Annotated in this window: 14 protein-coding genes and 4 pseudogenes; 16 read left to right on the forward strand and 2 right to left on the reverse strand. The window is 65.4% G+C overall.

From position 1 onward, the window contains the following. Nucleotides 1–239 precede the first annotated feature (239 nt). The 9 genes from VET27_RS07310 to VET27_RS07350 all read left to right on the forward strand — a co-directional run bounded on the left by VET27_RS07310 (nt 240) and on the right by VET27_RS07350 (nt 10,335). Nucleotides 240–1,733 carry an arylsulfatase gene (locus VET27_RS07310; RefSeq protein WP_526516577.1) on the forward strand — a complete coding sequence of 498 codons (1,494 nt, stop codon included), beginning with the start codon at nt 240–242 and terminating at the stop codon, nt 1,731–1,733. A gap of 666 nt (nt 1,734–2,399) precedes the next feature. Then, a complete protein-coding gene (locus VET27_RS07315; RefSeq protein WP_526516579.1) occupies nt 2,400–3,167 on the forward strand; it encodes a hypothetical protein in 768 nt (255 codons plus the stop codon). A gap of 42 nt (nt 3,168–3,209) precedes the next feature. Continuing rightward, the gene (locus tag VET27_RS07320; RefSeq protein ID WP_526516581.1) at nt 3,210–3,803 is read left to right on the forward strand and encodes an OsmC family protein; all 594 of its coding nucleotides are present in this window, start codon (nt 3,210–3,212) and stop codon (nt 3,801–3,803) included. Further along, nucleotides 3,797–5,029: an NAD(P)-binding domain-containing protein gene (locus VET27_RS07325; RefSeq protein ID WP_526516583.1), complete on the forward strand. Its 1,233-nt coding sequence runs from the start codon at nt 3,797–3,799 to the stop codon at nt 5,027–5,029. The genes VET27_RS07320 and VET27_RS07325 overlap by 7 nt, the downstream gene beginning before the upstream one ends. Before the next feature lie 11 nt (nt 5,030–5,040). Further along, complete coding sequence (locus VET27_RS07330; protein ID WP_526516585.1) at nt 5,041–6,207, forward strand: NAD(P)/FAD-dependent oxidoreductase; 1,167 nt, start codon at nt 5,041–5,043, stop codon at nt 6,205–6,207. A gap of 13 nt (nt 6,208–6,220) precedes the next feature. Then, complete coding sequence (locus tag VET27_RS07335; protein WP_526516587.1) at nt 6,221–7,504, forward strand: MFS transporter; 1,284 nt, start codon at nt 6,221–6,223, stop codon at nt 7,502–7,504. Further along, the gene (locus VET27_RS07340; protein ID WP_526516589.1) at nt 7,434–7,874 is read left to right on the forward strand and encodes a MaoC family dehydratase; all 441 of its coding nucleotides are present in this window, start codon (nt 7,434–7,436) and stop codon (nt 7,872–7,874) included. Before VET27_RS07335 ends, VET27_RS07340 begins: the two co-directional genes overlap by 71 nt. 152 nt (nt 7,875–8,026) lie before the next feature. Continuing rightward, a complete protein-coding gene (locus tag VET27_RS07345; RefSeq protein WP_526516603.1) occupies nt 8,027–9,517 on the forward strand; it encodes an HD domain-containing phosphohydrolase in 1,491 nt (496 codons plus the stop codon). Nucleotides 9,518–9,543: 26 nt separating this feature from the next. Further along, on the forward strand, nt 9,544–10,335 hold the full coding sequence (locus tag VET27_RS07350; protein ID WP_526516591.1) for an adenylate/guanylate cyclase domain-containing protein: 792 nt from the start codon (nt 9,544–9,546) through the stop codon (nt 10,333–10,335). Nucleotides 10,336–11,041: 706 nt separating this feature from the next. On the opposite strand, the pseudogene VET27_RS07355 reads toward VET27_RS07350, so the two are convergent. Beyond that, nucleotides 11,042–11,194: pseudogene (locus tag VET27_RS07355) on the reverse strand (serine/threonine protein kinase); the annotation flags it as partial. Nucleotides 11,195–11,364: 170 nt separating this feature from the next. Here VET27_RS07355 and VET27_RS07360 point away from each other — a divergent pair. Next, nucleotides 11,365–11,661: pseudogene (locus tag VET27_RS07360) on the forward strand (ATP-binding protein); the annotation flags it as partial. A 3-nt stretch (nt 11,662–11,664) separates the two neighbouring features. Beyond that, a pseudogene (locus tag VET27_RS07365) lies at nt 11,665–11,886 on the forward strand (integrase core domain-containing protein); the annotation flags it as partial. 26 nt (nt 11,887–11,912) lie between these two features. On the opposite strand, the gene VET27_RS07370 reads toward VET27_RS07365, so the two are convergent. Further along, a complete protein-coding gene (locus tag VET27_RS07370; protein ID WP_526516593.1) occupies nt 11,913–12,107 on the reverse strand; it encodes an STAS/SEC14 domain-containing protein in 195 nt (64 codons plus the stop codon). 341 nt (nt 12,108–12,448) lie between these two features. On the opposite strand from VET27_RS07370, the gene VET27_RS07375 reads away from it, so the two are divergent. The 5 genes and pseudogenes from VET27_RS07375 to VET27_RS07395 form a co-directional block, all read left to right on the forward strand. Then, a complete protein-coding gene (locus VET27_RS07375; protein WP_526516595.1) occupies nt 12,449–14,809 on the forward strand; it encodes an arylsulfatase in 2,361 nt (786 codons plus the stop codon). 96 nt (nt 14,810–14,905) lie between these two features. After that, entirely contained in the window at nt 14,906–15,343 is a 438-nt protein-coding gene (locus VET27_RS07380; RefSeq protein ID WP_526516597.1) for a cation-transporting P-type ATPase, read from the forward strand. After that, nucleotides 15,253–15,481 (forward strand): annotated as a pseudogene (locus VET27_RS07385) (integrase core domain-containing protein); the annotation flags it as partial. The gene VET27_RS07380 and the pseudogene VET27_RS07385, both read left to right, overlap by 91 nt. 84 nt (nt 15,482–15,565) lie before the next feature. Further along, nucleotides 15,566–15,898 carry a PaaI family thioesterase gene (locus tag VET27_RS07390; RefSeq protein WP_526516599.1) on the forward strand — a complete coding sequence of 111 codons (333 nt, stop codon included), beginning with the start codon at nt 15,566–15,568 and terminating at the stop codon, nt 15,896–15,898. Further along, a partial coding sequence (locus VET27_RS07395) for a hypothetical protein (RefSeq protein WP_526516601.1) occupies nt 15,889–16,071 on the forward strand: 183 nt, incomplete at its 3' end. The genes VET27_RS07390 and VET27_RS07395, both read left to right, overlap by 10 nt.

Genomic DNA, 16,071 nt, shown 5'->3' on the forward strand with positions numbered 1-16,071 from the left:
AGGCGCGCACCAAAGCCATCCGTCAACTCGAAGCCATGGGCTACCACGTCACCCTCGACCAGGCGTCCTGAACTGGGCCACTCATCTCCAGAGCCAGCTCACGGGAATCTTCGCGTCAGGTTCGTTGTCCGGGCCGTGGACGCTATTCCCGTGACTATTGACGGTTCTATTAGAAACGGAGTCTAGCCTCGCTTCAGCGGCGTCCGGCAGAGGGGCGTCCTGACGAGGAGGCGTGACCTGTGAGTGACAAGCCGAACATCCTGATCATATGGGGCGATGACATCGGCCAAAGCAACCTCAGTTGCTATAGCAACGGTGTGATGGGCTACCGAACTCCCAACATCGACCGCATCGCCGCAGAGGGCGCGCTGTTCACCGACTACTACGGAGAGCAGAGCTGCACCGCGGGCCGGGCCGCCTTCATCACCGGCCAGAATCCGTACCGCACTGGGCTGACCAAGGTTGGGCTACCCGGTGCCCCCTTGGGTCTGCAGGCCGAGGACCCGACCATCGCCACCGCACTCAAAGCGCAAGGCTATGCCACCGGCCAGTTCGGCAAGAACCACCTCGGCGACCGTGATGAGCATCTGCCGACGATGCACGGCTTCGATGAGTTCTTTGGCAACCTCTATCACCTCAACGCCGAAGAGGAACCTGAGCTCCCCGACTACCCGAAGGACCCGGAGTTCCGCAAGAAGTTCGGTCCTCGCGGTGTCCTACACACGTACGCCAACGGCGACGGCACCCAGCGCATCGAGGACACCGGCCCGCTGAATAAGAAGCGGATGGAAACCGTCGACGACGAGTTCCATGACGCCGCAGTCGACTTCATCAAGCGTCAGCACGAATCCGACACCCCGTTCTTCGTCTGGTTTAACGCCACCCACATGCATTTCCGCACCCACCCCAAGCCGGAGAGCATCGGACGGTCCGGACGTTGGCAGTCCGAGTATCACGACACGATGCTGGATCACGATGACCTGGTGGGTAGCCTGTTGGGCACCCTCGACGAGCTCGGCATCGCCGACAACACCATCGTGATGTACTCCACCGACAACGGCCCGCACATGAACTCCTGGCCCGACGCCGGCATGACGCCCTTCCGTAACGAGAAGAACTCCAACTGGGAGGGCGCGTACCGCGTTCCCGCGATGGTCCGCTGGCCTGGACATATCCCGGCAGGCTCGGCCTTGACCGGGATCGTCAGTCACAACGACTGGTTCGTGACGCTGCTGGCGGCGGCGGGCGTGCCCGACATCGCTGAACAGCTGTTGACGGGTGCGGACCTCGGCGGCACGACATACAAGGTGCACCTTGACGGGCACAACCAGCTGGACTACATCACCGGGGCCACCGACGCGAGCCCGCGACAGCATTTCTTCTACTGCTCCGACGACGGCGACCTAACCGCCCTGCGGTATGACAACTGGAAGTTCGTCTTCCTCGAACAACGATGCACCGGCACCCTGCAAATCTGGGCCGAGCCGTACATCGAACTGAGGGTGCCCAAACTGTTCAACCTGCGGACCGACCCATACGAGAAGGCCGACCAGACGTCGAACACCTATTACGACTGGATGCTCGACCACATCTTCCTCTTTGTTCCGGCGCAGGCTTATGTCGCCGATATGCTCAAGACGTTGATCGAGTTCCCTCAGCGACAGAAGTCGGCCAGCTTCAGCATGGATCAGGTGATGGCTAAGCTGCAGGACGCCACCACCGGCAGCAGCTGAGTGGACTCGCGGTCCCGCTGGGCTTTTGACGGCCCAGCGGGCATTCCACCGCTGATTGCCGCAGTGGAATCAATCGGTCTGCTCTGACAACACCCGATAGACAGTTGCGCGGACGCGACCACATTGAGATGGGCCAGGCGCACTGCCAATCGCCCGTAAGCCACCGTCCTTACGGGTCCTTACGGTGAGGTTCGTCGTTGTGCGGTTAATACACCATTGCCGCTCTAACGGGGAAGGAACAGCCCACCATGACCACCTCCGACACCGCCGACCGGCAGAGGTTTATGCGGCCAGCCTGCGAGACAGTAGCGGCTTCGCCAGGTCCGTGGGCTGATAGGCCGACCAGACATAGAGGCGGGATGAATCTGCGTGAAAAAGCATTGATGGCGGCGCTCCCTCGCGAGTGCCTGAAGTGCCACGCAGACAATATCTTTCGAGTGATCGATGCACCATCCGGCAGCCAGGGCCGAGAACAGATTTGATCCATCTGACGAAGAACGCAGCACTTTGCTGGTCACCCCGCACATTCGAATCCCACATATTCCCTCGGTACGGCGATGACCATCGTGGGTGAGGCGGGGTGGCTGCGTGGGCTGCCGGAGTGATTGCGAAAGATGGGGTGGATGCCTCATGCGTTGATCGGGCCGTGAAGTCGATCATTTCGGCATGACCATTTTCAAGAACCCACGTGATGCGGCGCTCGAACTGCAGCGCAACCCCATCCTTTGGCCCGGTACCGACGAGCGGTTCACCGGCTACGGTGTGATAGGCCTGCCGTTCGCCAGCGGGCACTACCTGGCCTTGCGGAACATGGCCGCGACGTCGATCGGCCCCGGTTATCGAAATGTCTGGCATCGCGCGCCGGACGGACAGTGGACCTTTATCGCCGATGCTGTACCGGAGCAAAGTTGTGCACGGTACTTCGCATCGGATTCCGCTCGGACTTTGTACACGAACGTCGAAACCAGTTGGGACGGCCCACACTCGTTGCGGGTGACCGTGCCGGACCTGCTCGAATGGCGAATCGAACTGGCAAGTACGCCCGCCACATTGTTGATGTCGGCGCTGGGACGCCGACTGCCGGCGGCCGCCGGGCGCAGCGAGTCGTTCCGGAGGATGATGGCCCGGGCCGCTGGGCCGATGCTGCAGGCAGGGCGCATGGGAATGGCCGGACAAACTCCCAACGGTCAGCGGTTCACCACGGCGCCCTGGCTGATCTGGACGGTGTCGAGCAGCAGCGCGATGCTGCGCGGTGTCGATCTCGGCTCCCCGCATCCACTGCATCGGCAGGTGCGCCTCGGCGACTTCTGGCTTCCCCAACGCGGGCTGTTCGCACTGGCGAACGCGGCCTTCGAGAGCTTCGATCCGTCCAAGCACCACGCGGTGCAGAACGGGTCGCAGATGAATTCCGTTGGTTCACAACGGAAACCCTGAACGGCTCCAGACGGAACCGATCACCAGAGAATGGAGAGATTCATGACCACAATGCACACCCCGGTCGACAACGGCGTCAACGTCGAGGCTCTTCTCGGCGTCCGTGAAGCCTTGGCCGACACCCCCGAAATCGCGCAGTTCCAATGGCGGGCAACGGTTTCCTGGGTCAGCGGCACCCACAGCCGCTCGACCGTGGACACCTTCTACGGGTTCGGCGAGCCGCAGCACCACAGGACGACGTTTACCTATGACGTCGACCATCCACTCGCATTCGCCGCGCAGGACAACGGCATCACCCCGGTCGAGTACGTGTTGGTTGCCCTCGGCGGCTGCCTTACCGCCGGCATCGCGTCTATCGCCCAGCAGCGCAAGATCCAGCTGCACTCGGTGCAGGCAACCGTCGAGGCCGAGCACGACCTGCACGGAATCCTGGGTGCCGACCCCGAGGTCCGCAACGGCTTCAACGGTGTCCGGGTGAGCTACAAGATCGACGCCGACGCAACCCCGGAGCAGATCAAGGCCCTGGTCGCGCAATCGCAGAAGCGCTCGGCGGTCTACGACATCCTCACCAACCCCACCCCCGTCACCGTCGACGTGTCCTCACCAGGCGATGCGGCAGAAGGCCAATCATGCTGAAGACAACCACCGTCGTGGTGGGCGCCGGTCACAGCGGACTGGCCATGAGCCGCCGCCTCGCCGACCGTTCCATTGATCACATCGTCCTGGAACGTGGCGAGGTGGCGCACTCCTGGCGCACCCAGCGGTGGGACTCGCTGCGGTTGCTCACCCCCAATTGGATGACCCGGCTACCGGGTTACGCCTACCGCGGCAACGACCCCGACGGCTACCTAGCCGTATCCGACGTCGTGGAGCTCATCGCGGGGTACGCGAAGGAGACCGCGGCGCCGGTGCGGGCCAACACCACCGTGACGTCGGTGCGGCAGACCGAGCGTGGGTACGTGGTGCGGACCGACCAGGGCTCCTGGCTCGCCCGGTCGGTCGTGCTCGCCCCTGGCGCCAGCACCGTTGCCAAGGTGCCCGCGCTGCAAGCCGGCGTGCCCGCCGGGATCACCACGCTCACGCCGGCGGAGTACCGCAACCCGGGCGAGCTTCCCGACGGCGGGGTCCTCGTGGTGGGCGCCTCGGCCAGCGGGATCCAGATCGCCGCGGAGTTGCACCGTTCCGGCCGGCCGGTCACGCTGGCCGTCGGGGAGCATGTGCGGATGCCGCGCACCTATCGCGGCAAGGACATCCTGTGGTGGATGGACGCAGCAGGGTTGCTCGACGAGCGCTACGACCATATTCCTGACCTTGCCCGGGCTCGCCACCTACCGTCGATGCAGCTGGTCGGTTCACCCGATCGAGTCACCCTCGACCTCAACTCGCTGCGTGAGCTCGGGGTACGGCTGGTCGGGCGGTTTGCCGGCATCCGAGACGGGATCGCGCATTTCTCCGGCTCGTTGCCGAACATGTTCGCGTTGGCCGACCTGAAACTCGGACGGCTGCTCGACACCATCGACGCGTGGGCAACCGAAACAGGCTTGGACATCAGTGATCCGCCGCGACGGTTCGCGCCCACGGCCGTTCCCGATTCCGCGCCGTTGACCATAGGCCTACGTTCCGGCGAAATCAGGACGATCCTGTGGGCCACCGGGTTCCGCCCGGATCTGTCCTGGCTCGACGTCCCGGTGTTCGACCGCAAGGGCGACATCCGCCATGACGGTGGCGTGACCATGAGCCCGGGCCTGTACCTCATGGGCATGCCGTTCCTGCGGCGTCGCAAATCGAGCTTCATCGACGGTGCAGCCGCCGACGCCGCAGACCTCAGCGACCACCTCGCCCACCACCTCGACGCCAACTAAAGGAGCATCCGATGGACCACCACTACGACGCGATCGTCGTCGGCGGCAGATGTGCCGGCGCGGCGACCGCGATGCTGCTGGCCCGAGGCGGCTTGCGCGTGCTTGTCATCGAAGCGGCCCGACCGGGCACCGACACCCTGTCCACGCATGCGCTCATGCGCGGCGCCGTGCTGCAGCTGCACCGCTGGGGCCTGCTCGACGGGGTAGTCGCCGCGGGCACGCCAGCCATCCGTTCGACCGAGTTCGCCTACGGTGACGAGATCGAGACGGTCGATATCCGCCCGGGCGGCGGCATCTCCGCGTTGCGCGCCCCGCGGCGAACCGTCCTCGACCCCCTGCTACTCGAGGCGGCCCGCGATGCAGGTGCCGAGGTTCGCATGCCGGCCCGCGTGGTGCGTGTGCTTACCGATGGCGGCACGGTGTACGGCGTCGAGGCGATCGAGCGTGGCGCCGGTACTCGTTTCCGTGCCACCGCACCGCTGGTCATCGGCGCCGACGGACGGAATTCGACGATCGCGCAAGCCGTCGACGCCCCGTATCGACGCCGAGGCAGCGCGTCCGGTGCGATCGTCTACGGCTACTTTCCCGGACTCCCGCACGATCGCTACCACTGGGCATATCGCCCGGGGGTTACCGCAGGCGTGGTTCCGACCGGCGACGGGCTGGCGTGCGTGTGGGCGGGCACCGCGAGCACCAGGTTCGCCCAACAACGGTCCGTGGGCCTCGACGCCACCTTCCGGTCGCTGCTCGCCGAGGCCACCCCGCAGGTGGCCTCCTCGATCGGCGCCGCACCACCCGTCGGCACGCTGCGCGCCTACCCCGGCCAGGGCGGCTGGATCCGCGCCTCCGCGGGCCCCGGCTGGGCGCTGGTCGGCGACGCTGCCTATTTCAAGGACCCCATCACCGCGCACGGCATCACTGACGCGCTGCGCGACGCGGAGCTGCTCGCCCGCGCGGTTCTCGAAGCACCTCGCGGCCGGCAGGCCCGGCTCGATGCCATCAGAGACTACGAACGCACGCGTGACCGACTCTCTGAGCCCTTGTTCGACATCACCGAGCGCATCGCGAGCTACCACTGGGACCTGGTAGAGCTGCGCGCGCATCTTCGAGAGCTGAGCCAGGCCATGCGGCCCGAAGTCGACGCGTTGCTCGAGCTCGACGAAATGCCAGCGGCATGAGCGGGTGTCGTCGATGATTCTGTCCCGAACGAACCGACAGCGCGCGCTCGTCGCGCTTGTCGAGGTGTTGGGCCTGAGTGTCTGGTTTTCGGCGACCGCGGTCGTGCCCAGCCTGCGCGCGGAATGGGGCATCGGATCGACGGCCTCGGTGTGGCTGACCGCCTCGGTGCAAATCGGGTTCGTCGCCGGGGCGGTCACCTCGGCAGTGTTCAACCTCGCCGACCGCACCCCACCGCAGCAATTGCTCGCTGCCAGCGCGCTGTGCGCCGCAACGTGCACGGCGGCACTGGCCTTGTTCGTCAACAGTCTCGCTGCGGCGATCCCGTTGAGATTCCTCACCGGGATGTTCCTCGCCGGCGTGTATCCGGTGGGGATGAAGCTCATGGCTTCGTGGTCGCAATCCACCGACCGAGGCCGAACGTTCGGGGTTCTGCTGGGAGCCCTCACCCTTGGCTCCGCACTGCCGCATCTCATCAGTGGTTTCGGACCGTTGCCCTGGAGAAGTGTGATGCTGGCGGCCGCGGCGTTGACCGCAGCCGCAGCGGTCGTCGCGCTGACTCTGATCACCCCGGGTCCGCATCTGGACATCCGGGCGATCACCCCTAATCCCGGCTACGCGATCGCGATCTTTGCTCAGCGCGGACCGAGGCTGGTAAGCCTCGGCTACTTCGGGCACATGTGGGAGCTCTACGCTATGTGGACCTGGCTGGCGATGTTCGTCGCTGCCGGCAGGGCAGAACGGGGCGACGCGGCCGCGTCGTCGACCGGACTGATCGTGTTCGTCGCGATCGGAGTCGCCGGTACGGCCGGATGCCTTCTGGGCGGGTGGGCATCAGACCGCTTCGGTCGCCCTCCTGCGGCGGTGGCGGCGCTGGTGATCAGCGGAGCGTGCTGCGCGGCATCACCGGTCTTCTTCGCCGCCCCGACGGCCGTTCTCATCGTCTTTCTGTTGGTATGGGGTGCCGCCGTCATCGCCGACTCGGGCGTCTTCTCCACCTCTCTCAGCGAGACGACGGACCCGCGATTCGTCGGCACCGTACTCACCGCGCAGACCGCCATCGGCTTCCTGTTGACCGTCGTCACGATCCAACTCGTCCCGCTCGTCGCCGACCTGATCGGTTGGCACTACGCATTCCTGCTACTGGCGCCCGGCCCCCTGATCGGCGCCGTGGCGATGTCGGCCCTGCGCGCCCCTAAGCACCACCCACATCCCAAGGAGGAAAGTCATGACCAGGAATTCAACGCGCACAACCCCGTTCGTCGGTCAGACCGCGGAGCTCTCGCGCACCGTCGATGACAACGACATCGCTCTGTTCACCAAGATCAGCGGTGACCGGAATCCCCTGCACTACGACGAAGCCGCGGCCAAGGCGTCCCGGTTCGGGGAGATCGTCGTCCAGGGTGGCATCACCAGCGCGATCCTCAACGCCGTCGTGGCAGAGGAACTGCCGGGACCGGGCACGGTGTTCCTGGAAGTGAGTTGGGCGTTCAAAGCCCCTGTACGCCCCGGGGACACGATCACCGGCCGCGTCGAAGTCACCTCGACGCGCACCGACAAACCGATCACCGAACTCAAGACAAGCGTGACCCGTGAAGACGGAACGGTCGTGCTCGACGGAACCGCGGTCTGCTACACCATGGACCTGACCACCGGGGACGTCCAGTGACATCCGTGCTTTCGAGCAGACACCGTCGAGTCCAGGTGGAGAATGGCGAGGTGCACCCGAACGCGACGCCGGACGGCTTACGACGAGGTCCGCGCAGGGCCGAGTTGCTGGCCGCGGTATCGCTGGCGATCGACCTGGGTCTGGGTCAGCCGATGGAACACATGCTTCGGTCGTCGCTGATTGCGAGTCGCATCGCCGAACGCATGGGCCTGGACGCACAGCAACGGGCGACGGTGTACTACGCCAATCTGGTGGGGTGGATTGGTTGTCACGCCGACTCCCACGAGCTCTGGGAGCTCTTCGGCGACGACATCGCCTGGCGGGCCGACACTTACGCGGTGGACATGGCCGGGCTGCCGTTTCTGCGGTTGATGATGAGCCACACGGGACGGGGATTGCCGGGCTGGGAACGCGGTATCCGTTCGGCTGCCTTTCTGCTCACGGCTCGTGGTCAGGTCGCTAGGCTGATCCATTCGCATTGCAGTTCCGCCGGGGTTCTTTCCGATCGGATGGGCTTGGACAATCGGGTCGGGGAGGCGCTGGGCTACGTCTTCGAGCGCTGGGACGGGCAGGGACTGCCGAACGGTGCTCGCGGAGAGGCTATTCCGGTCGAGATCCACATCGTTCATGTGGCAGACGTCGTCGAGGTTCACCTGCGGGCGGGTGGGGTCGAGCACGCGGTCGAGGTTCTCCGTACCCGGCGTGGCACTCAGTTCAGCCCAGCCGTGGTGGAGGTCTTCGAGAGTGACGCGGCCGCGATCGTGGACGGGTTGCTCGACATGGATGTCTGGACGGCGGCGTTGGCGCAAGCGCCGGATCGTGACCAAATCCTTGACGGCGACGAGCTCGACGAGTTACTCAGGGCAATGGCCGATTTCGTGGATCTCAAATGCCCGTTCACCTTTGGGCATTCACGTGGCGTCGCTGATCTGGCGGCCGGGGCGGCACGACACCTGGGTATGTCGCCGGCCGACATCACGCGTCTCTACCGTGCGGGCCTCGTGCACGGCCTCGGGAGAATGGGGGTGTCCAACCAGATCTGGGAGAAGAAGGGGCCGCTCACCACGGCTGAATGGGAACGGGTTCAGATGTATCCGTATCTGAGCGGCCGGATACTGAGCCGGGTCAATGGCTTGGAATCGGTGGTGTCTCTGGCGACCAAGCACCGGGAACGGATTGACGGGTCCGGCTTTCCCCGAGGGATCGCCGGCGCCGAGTTGACCCCGCAGGACCGGCTGCTCGCCGCCGCGGTGGCTTATCGCGGACTGCTCGAGCCGCGTCCGCATCGGCCGGCGTTGGATCCTCGCGGCGCTGCTGATCAGGTGCGCCGCGAGGCGCGCGCCGGACGTCTCGACGCCGAGTCGGTGGAGGCCGTGTTGGCGGCGGCGGGGCATCGGGCATCGCGGCGGGCGCCCTGGCCGGCGGGGCTCACCAACCGGGAGGTCGAGGTCCTGCGGTTAATCGCGCAGGGCCGGTCGAACCGTGAAATCGCCGCCGAGCTGTACATCGCAGAGAAGACGGCGGGCAATCACGTCGAGCGCGTGTACGCCAAGCTGGGCGTCAACAACCGCACGCAGGCGAGTCTCGCGGCCATCGATCGGGGTCTGACGGGCCTGCCGGTCGATGCGGCCGCGCGACCATGAAGCACGTCTGACGGAGCGAAGGCGACATGAACGATCGCAAAGTCGCCCCAACTGGGCGAAGGAGAGAGTCCTCGTCGGAGCAGTGGGGCAAGGTGCTCACGGACGGTCACGCTCCTCTGGTCAGAGCGCGGCGAGTGTTTCGCTATCTGCCCTCGGCCCCGCGCTGCAAGATGTGCAATAACCCGTTCGGCGGCCTCGCCGGCCACGTTCTCGCGGCTGCGGGATTCAGGCCGTCGCGCAAAAACCCCAATCTATGCACCCGCTGCTGCGATGCGCTTCCGCCAGGGGGAGCCGAGGTCGACATCGCGGTCCTTTTCGCCGACGTTCGCGGTTCCACCGCGCTCGGCGAGCGGGTCGTCGCTGCCGACTTCGCTGCGTTGCTCAACCGGTTCTACGTCGCCGCGACGCGCACGCTGATGCGACATGAAGCGGTGATCGACAAGCTCATCGGTGACGAAGTGATGGCGTTCTTCGTCCAGGGAATCAGCGGCCCCCAGTATCGTCGGCAGGCGGTTCAGGCGGGGACGGAGCTGCTGCACGCGGTCGGCTACGGCAGCGCCAATGGGCCTTGGCTCGAGCTGGGCGTGGCCGTGAATGCCGGCGTGGCCTACGTGGGCAATGTAGGCGCGGAGGTGGTGGACTTCACTGCCCTCGGTGACACGGTCAACGTCGCGGCGCGGATGCAACAAGACGCCGCCGGAGGGGAGTTGATTGTTGCGGGCGGAGTCGCCGATGAGCTCGTGGCGTACGCGCCGCGGCGCACACTGACCCTGCGCGGACGCGAGCAGCCGATGGAAGCCTTCGTCTTGACACGGTGAGCGACTGTCGTCGACCGGGCGCGCCACGGCGACTCCGGGAACCTATGCGCGCCGCCAGTGGATCCGGACACAGCACAATAGCTACCAGATTCGTGAAGAATGTGGGCGCCAAACCGGTCTCATCTGATGAATCATTCAGATGCACGCAACGGCGCCACGCTGGACGCCTTTCCGGGCAACCTGCCGTTGCAGGTGAGCTCATTCATCGGCCGCAAGCGAGAGGTCGCTCGCGTCCTCGCCGCACTGGAGGAAACCCGGGCCGTGACGCTGACCGGGGGTGGGCGGGGTAGGCAAGTCCCACCTGGCGTTGCAGGTGGGCGCCCGGGCGCTGCCCCATGTCCGGGAGGGAGCCTGGCTGGTGGAGCTGGCCCCGATCCGCGACCCCAGCGGTGTGCCCGGCGCGCTCGCCGCCGTCTTCGGCGTGAGTGCCCGCACCGGGATGACGCTTGAAGCCTCCTTAGCCGTTGAGGACGCTTGATCCGACGCCGGGGAATCTAAGCCTAAACGGCTTCGGAGTCGAACCCTCCCAGGGGTTCGTGCGTTGCAGACCGGCCCATATCCGCCAGGTTGGAGCCGGCTTCGCGGTTACGGACTGCAAGTCCTCGAAACACTCGTGCCACCTTGAAAGCCCGCCTTGGGCGAATCGTAACGTGCAGGGGCCGGAGAACGGCGAGGTGCGGTGTCTCGAAAGTCCGCCTCGGAACCCGGGATTGGAGTTCGGGAACAGCTGCGAACCGGTCAGCAGGTGGTAGGCGGTGGCGGCCAGCGCGTACTGGTCGGCGTGGCCGTCGATGTCCCCACCCTTGAGCTGTTCGGGCGCCGCCGAAGCTACCGTCCTTACTGTCATATTCGTCGTTGTGCTGCTAATACACCAGTACCGCATTAACGGGGAAGGAACAGCCTGGTCTACCCAACGTCGCCCGGGACAGCTGGAATGCACTCGCGCAACTGGGAATTGACTAATTTCCCGTAGTGTCTCCGCTCCGTGCCCGCGTTACCTCATCGAACGGCCATCGAGGCCCAGCAGGGACTGTCAGCGAGTCGGTGGCCGCTGCTCTGGAGGACAGAGTCCGGTTGTTGGTTTTCGACAACTGCGAGCACCTGCGCGATGCGGCAGCCGATCTGGTCGAAGCCATCCTCGCGGCCTCGGCGACGGTAAGGATTCTGGCCACCAGCCGCGAAGGGCTGCGGGTTGCAGACGAGCAGTTGTGGCTGGTGCCCTCGCTGGACGTCGGTGCGGGCATCGACTCCGCCGCAGTCAATCTATTCGTCGAACGCGCCCGTAGTGTGGCCTCGCGATTCTCGATGGGCAACGCTGACGAGGCGGGCGGCTCGCCGTGGCAGAACGCCTGGATCGAGTCGTTCAACGGCCGGCTACGCGACGAACTGCTCAACTCGTGGCGCTTCGATTCGCTACTCGAAACCCGCGTGATCATCGAAGACTGGCGCCTCGATTACAACACCAACAGGCCCCACACCGCCCATCACGAACTCACCCCAACCGAGTTCGCCCTACAGTGGACCACGACCCACCAACCCGAGGCCGCATAGCGACTGAACCACCAAACCGGTCCGCCTCAGTCCCACATCGCCCCGGGCTCGAACCCGTGGAAGTCCGTAGCTGTCTGGTAGTAGATCCGAACCTTGTCATGGCTTTCCAACCTCTTGTTGAGGTCGGGTATCAACACGCTCTCGTAGTCGGCTTTGGTGACATGTCCGTGGCAGGCGAACGCCGCGACGTTGTCCGGGAAGTCGGCGAGTGGTTCTATCACAATGAGCTCCCCACAACAGCATCGTCCTGAAGCCGGATTTTGATATCACCAGGTCGCTGGCCGGTTACCCAATCTGGCACCGTTTCAATCGCCGATTAATCACCCTCGCCATTGTCATAGACGAACCAACTGCCGGTCTACTCGGCGAGCGGAGCGGGTATGAGGGGCTTGATCATGGCGATCGAGCGTCAGATGCGCTCCGGATTGTCAACGGCAGCCGAAAGTTTGACAGCTGTACGGTGGGGTCACCTTTCAGGCGACGCCGACACGGATTTGTGCGGCTGTAACGCGTCGCCCGAAATCCAAGCCCCGCCCGCCGCGCACTTCTACTCTGGGTACTCATGACCCCCGATGCCCCCAGCCGTGTCGTCCTGCCGATCCCTGACCGTCCCCCAACAGTCGGATACAAATACGACGCCACCGATCCGGGTCGGGACTTTCCCCCGATTGAGCCGCTGCGCCCGCCGCCCGGCGCGCCGAACGTGATCATCGCCCTGCTCGACGACGTCGGCTTCGGCGCCTCGACGGCCTTCGGCGGGCCTTGCGAGACACCGACCGCCGAGCGGCTGGCCGATGCGGGCCTGAAGTACAACCGATTCCACACCACGGCGCTCTGTTCGCCCACCCGCCAGGCGATCCTCACCGGGCGCAATCACCACTCGGTGGGGATGGGCGCAATCGCCGAACTCGCGACGTCGGCGCCCGGCTACAACTCGATCCGACCGAACACGGCGGCTCCACTGGCCGAGGTCCTCAAGCTCAACGGCTATTCCACCGCCCAGTTCGGTAAGTGTCATGAGGTGCCGGTGTGGGAGACCAGCCCGATGGGGCCCTTCCGGCAGTGGCCGACCGGCAGCGGGTTCGAGCACTTCTACGGCTTCATCGGGGGTGAGACCAACCAGTACTATCCGGCGATCTACAACGACACCGTCCCGGTCGAGCCCGACCGCACCCCCGAGGAGGGCTACCACTTCACCGAGGACATGACCGACCACGCGATCGAGTGGGTCCGCCAGCAGAAGGCGCTGATGCCCGACAAGCCGTTCTTCGTCTACTGGGCGCCGGGCGCGACGCACGCGCCGCATCACGTCCCCGAGGAGTGGTCGGCCAAGTACAAGGGCCGATTCGACGACGGCTGGGACGCCCAGCGGGAGCGAACGTTCGCCCGGCAAAAGGAGCTCGGGATCATCCCCGATGACGCGGAGCTGACCGCCCGTCCCGCCGAGATCCCCGCCTGGGACGACATGCCGGACGATCTCAAGCCGGTGTTGTCACGACAGATGGAGGTCTACGCCGGGTTCCTCGACCACACCGACCATCACCTCGGTCGGCTGGTCGACGCGGTCGACGACCTGGGCGTGCTCGACAACACGCTGATCTACTACATCATCGGCGACAACGGCGCGTCTGCCGAGGGCACACCGACCGGGACGTTCAACGAGCTGCTCACGCTCAACGGTGTGACCGACGTCGAGACGACCGAGTTCATGGCGGCGCGGATCGACGACTTCGGAACACCCAAGGCGTTCAATCACTACGCCGTCGGGTGGGCGCACGCGATGGACACCCCCTATCAGTGGACCAAGCAGATCGCATCGCACTGGGGCGGCACCCGGAACGGGACGATCGTGCACTGGCCCGCCGGCATCGCGGCCAAGGGTGAGGTACGCACGCACTTCCACCACGTGATCGACATCGCCACGACGGTGCTCGACGCGGCCGGCATCCCCGAGCCGCAAGAGGTCGACGGCGCCACCCAGCAGCCGCTGCACGGCGTCAGCATGCGCTACTCGTTCGACGACGGCGACGCCGACGAAGGCCGCGAGACGCAGTACTTCGAGATGTTCGTCAACCGCGGCATCTACCACCAGGGCTGGACAGCCGTGACCCGGCACAGCATTCCGTGGGTCCTTGGTGAGATGCCCGCCATCGCGGACGACGTGTGGGAACTCTACGGTCCCGACGACTGGACCCAGGCCCGCGACCTCGCGGCCGAGAATCCCGGGAAGCTGGCCGAGCTGCAACGGCTGTTCATGATCGAAGGGGCAAGGTACAACGTGTTCCCGCTCGACGACCGGCGCGTGGAGCGCTTCAACAGCGACATTGCCGGCCGGCCGGTGCTCGTCAAGGGCGACTCCCAGCTCATGTTCCGCGGCATGAAGCGGTTGTCGGAGGGCACCGTCATCAACGTCAAGAACAAGTCGCATGCCGTGACCGCCCAGATCGTCGTGCCCGAGGGTGGCGGATCGGGCGCCCTCATAGCGCAGGGCGGCCAGTACGGCGGCTGGTCGTTGTACATGCACGAGGGCAGGTTGGCCTACTGCTACAACATGTTCGGCCTCGAGCAGTTCAAGACGTATTCCGACGGTGCGGTCGCGCCGGGTGAGCACCAGGTTCGCGTCGAGTTCACCTACGACGGCGGCGGCTTGGGCAAGGGTGGCGATGTCGCCCTCTTCGTCGACGGCGAGCAGGCGGGAACCGGTCGTGTGGAGGCGACGGTGCCGATGATCTTCTCCGCCGACGAGACCACCGACCTCGGCGAGGACACCGGCACCTCGGTCAGCGACGACTATGCACCGGGTGCCAGCTCGTTCAACGGCAAGGTGAAATGGGTGCAGATCGATATCGCCGACGCCGCCGAGAATGCCGACCACCTCATCACGCCCGAGGAGCGTCTCCGCATCGCCATGGCGCGTCAATGACGATCCGCACCACTGCCGGGCGATCCGGGCTCCATCCTGGCATCGGTTATTCCCCGAGCGAACCCGCGTGAACCGGTCGGCGGCCCGCAACCGGGCATGCGCCTGGGTCGCGGCACGGACGACGGTGGCCTGACGAAGGGGGTCGAAATTCGCCCGTCGACACGCGGCCATCTTTCAGGCGACGCCGACACGGATTTGTGGCTCACTCAGGCGGAGGCGGCGACGCGGCTGGCGCACTACGGGCCCAACGAGATCGCCGAGCACAAGATCAATCCGCTGTTGAAGTTCCTGAGCTACTTCTGGGGTCCGATCCCGTGGATGATCGAGATCGCGGTCGTGTTGTCGGGTGCGGTCGGGCAATGGCCGGATTTCTTCATCATCCTGCTGTTACTGGTGGCCCAACGGGGTGGCCGGATATGCCGAGGAACGCCTGCTCGCCGTAGCAGAACGCCTGGATCGAGTCGTTCAACGGCCGGCTACGCGACGAACTGCTCAACTCGTGGCGCTTCGATTCGCTACTCGGAGCCCGCGTGATCATCGAAGACTGGCGCTGCGATTACAACGCCAACAGGCCCGACACCGCCCACGACGAACTCACCCCAACCGGGCTCGCCCCACAGTGGACCACTCGCCCTACAGTGGACCACGACCCACCAACCCCAAGCCCCATAGCGACTGGACCACCAAACGGGTCCCCCTCAGCCTTGCCCGCTCGATAGCATGCGAGTCTCTCGCGATAAAAGGTGGTGCGGAGCTATGGCGTACACGTTCCGCGATCCGCTCGAAGCGACTGAGGACCTGCGCCGCCGCTCGCCCGTCCACGAGCAAATGCAGATCAGCGTTGTCCGGCAGGAGCAAGGTGTCGCGATTCTGTCCGTGCCGCTCACCGAGAATTTAAGGGGGGTTGCGGAGGGCAGCATCCACGGCGGGATGCTCGCAACGCTTGCCGACGTTGCGTCTGGCTTTTGCCTCGAAGGCTCTTTTGAGCTGGGGTCCGAGTTCCCTGTTACAACGGACATGCATATCCGCTATTACCGGCAGCCTCAAGAGGGCCCCCTTGTCGCTGCAGCTCCGGCCATGTGCCGCTGACCGCGATTACGCAGGAGATCGCCACCGCCTGCGCTGACAGCCGCCAGCACGGCGGGCAGCCGATCGCCAGTTGGCAGTCGATGGCCGACGACCTCTTCGACTCCCTCGGCTGGATCGGACCCGATCTCCTAGCGCTCGCCGACGCTTCAGGACGGGCGGTCCACCATGCGATC

This window comes from Mycobacterium sp. (genome assembly GCF_035633495.1).
Classification (GTDB): domain Bacteria; phylum Actinomycetota; class Actinomycetes; order Mycobacteriales; family Mycobacteriaceae; genus Mycobacterium.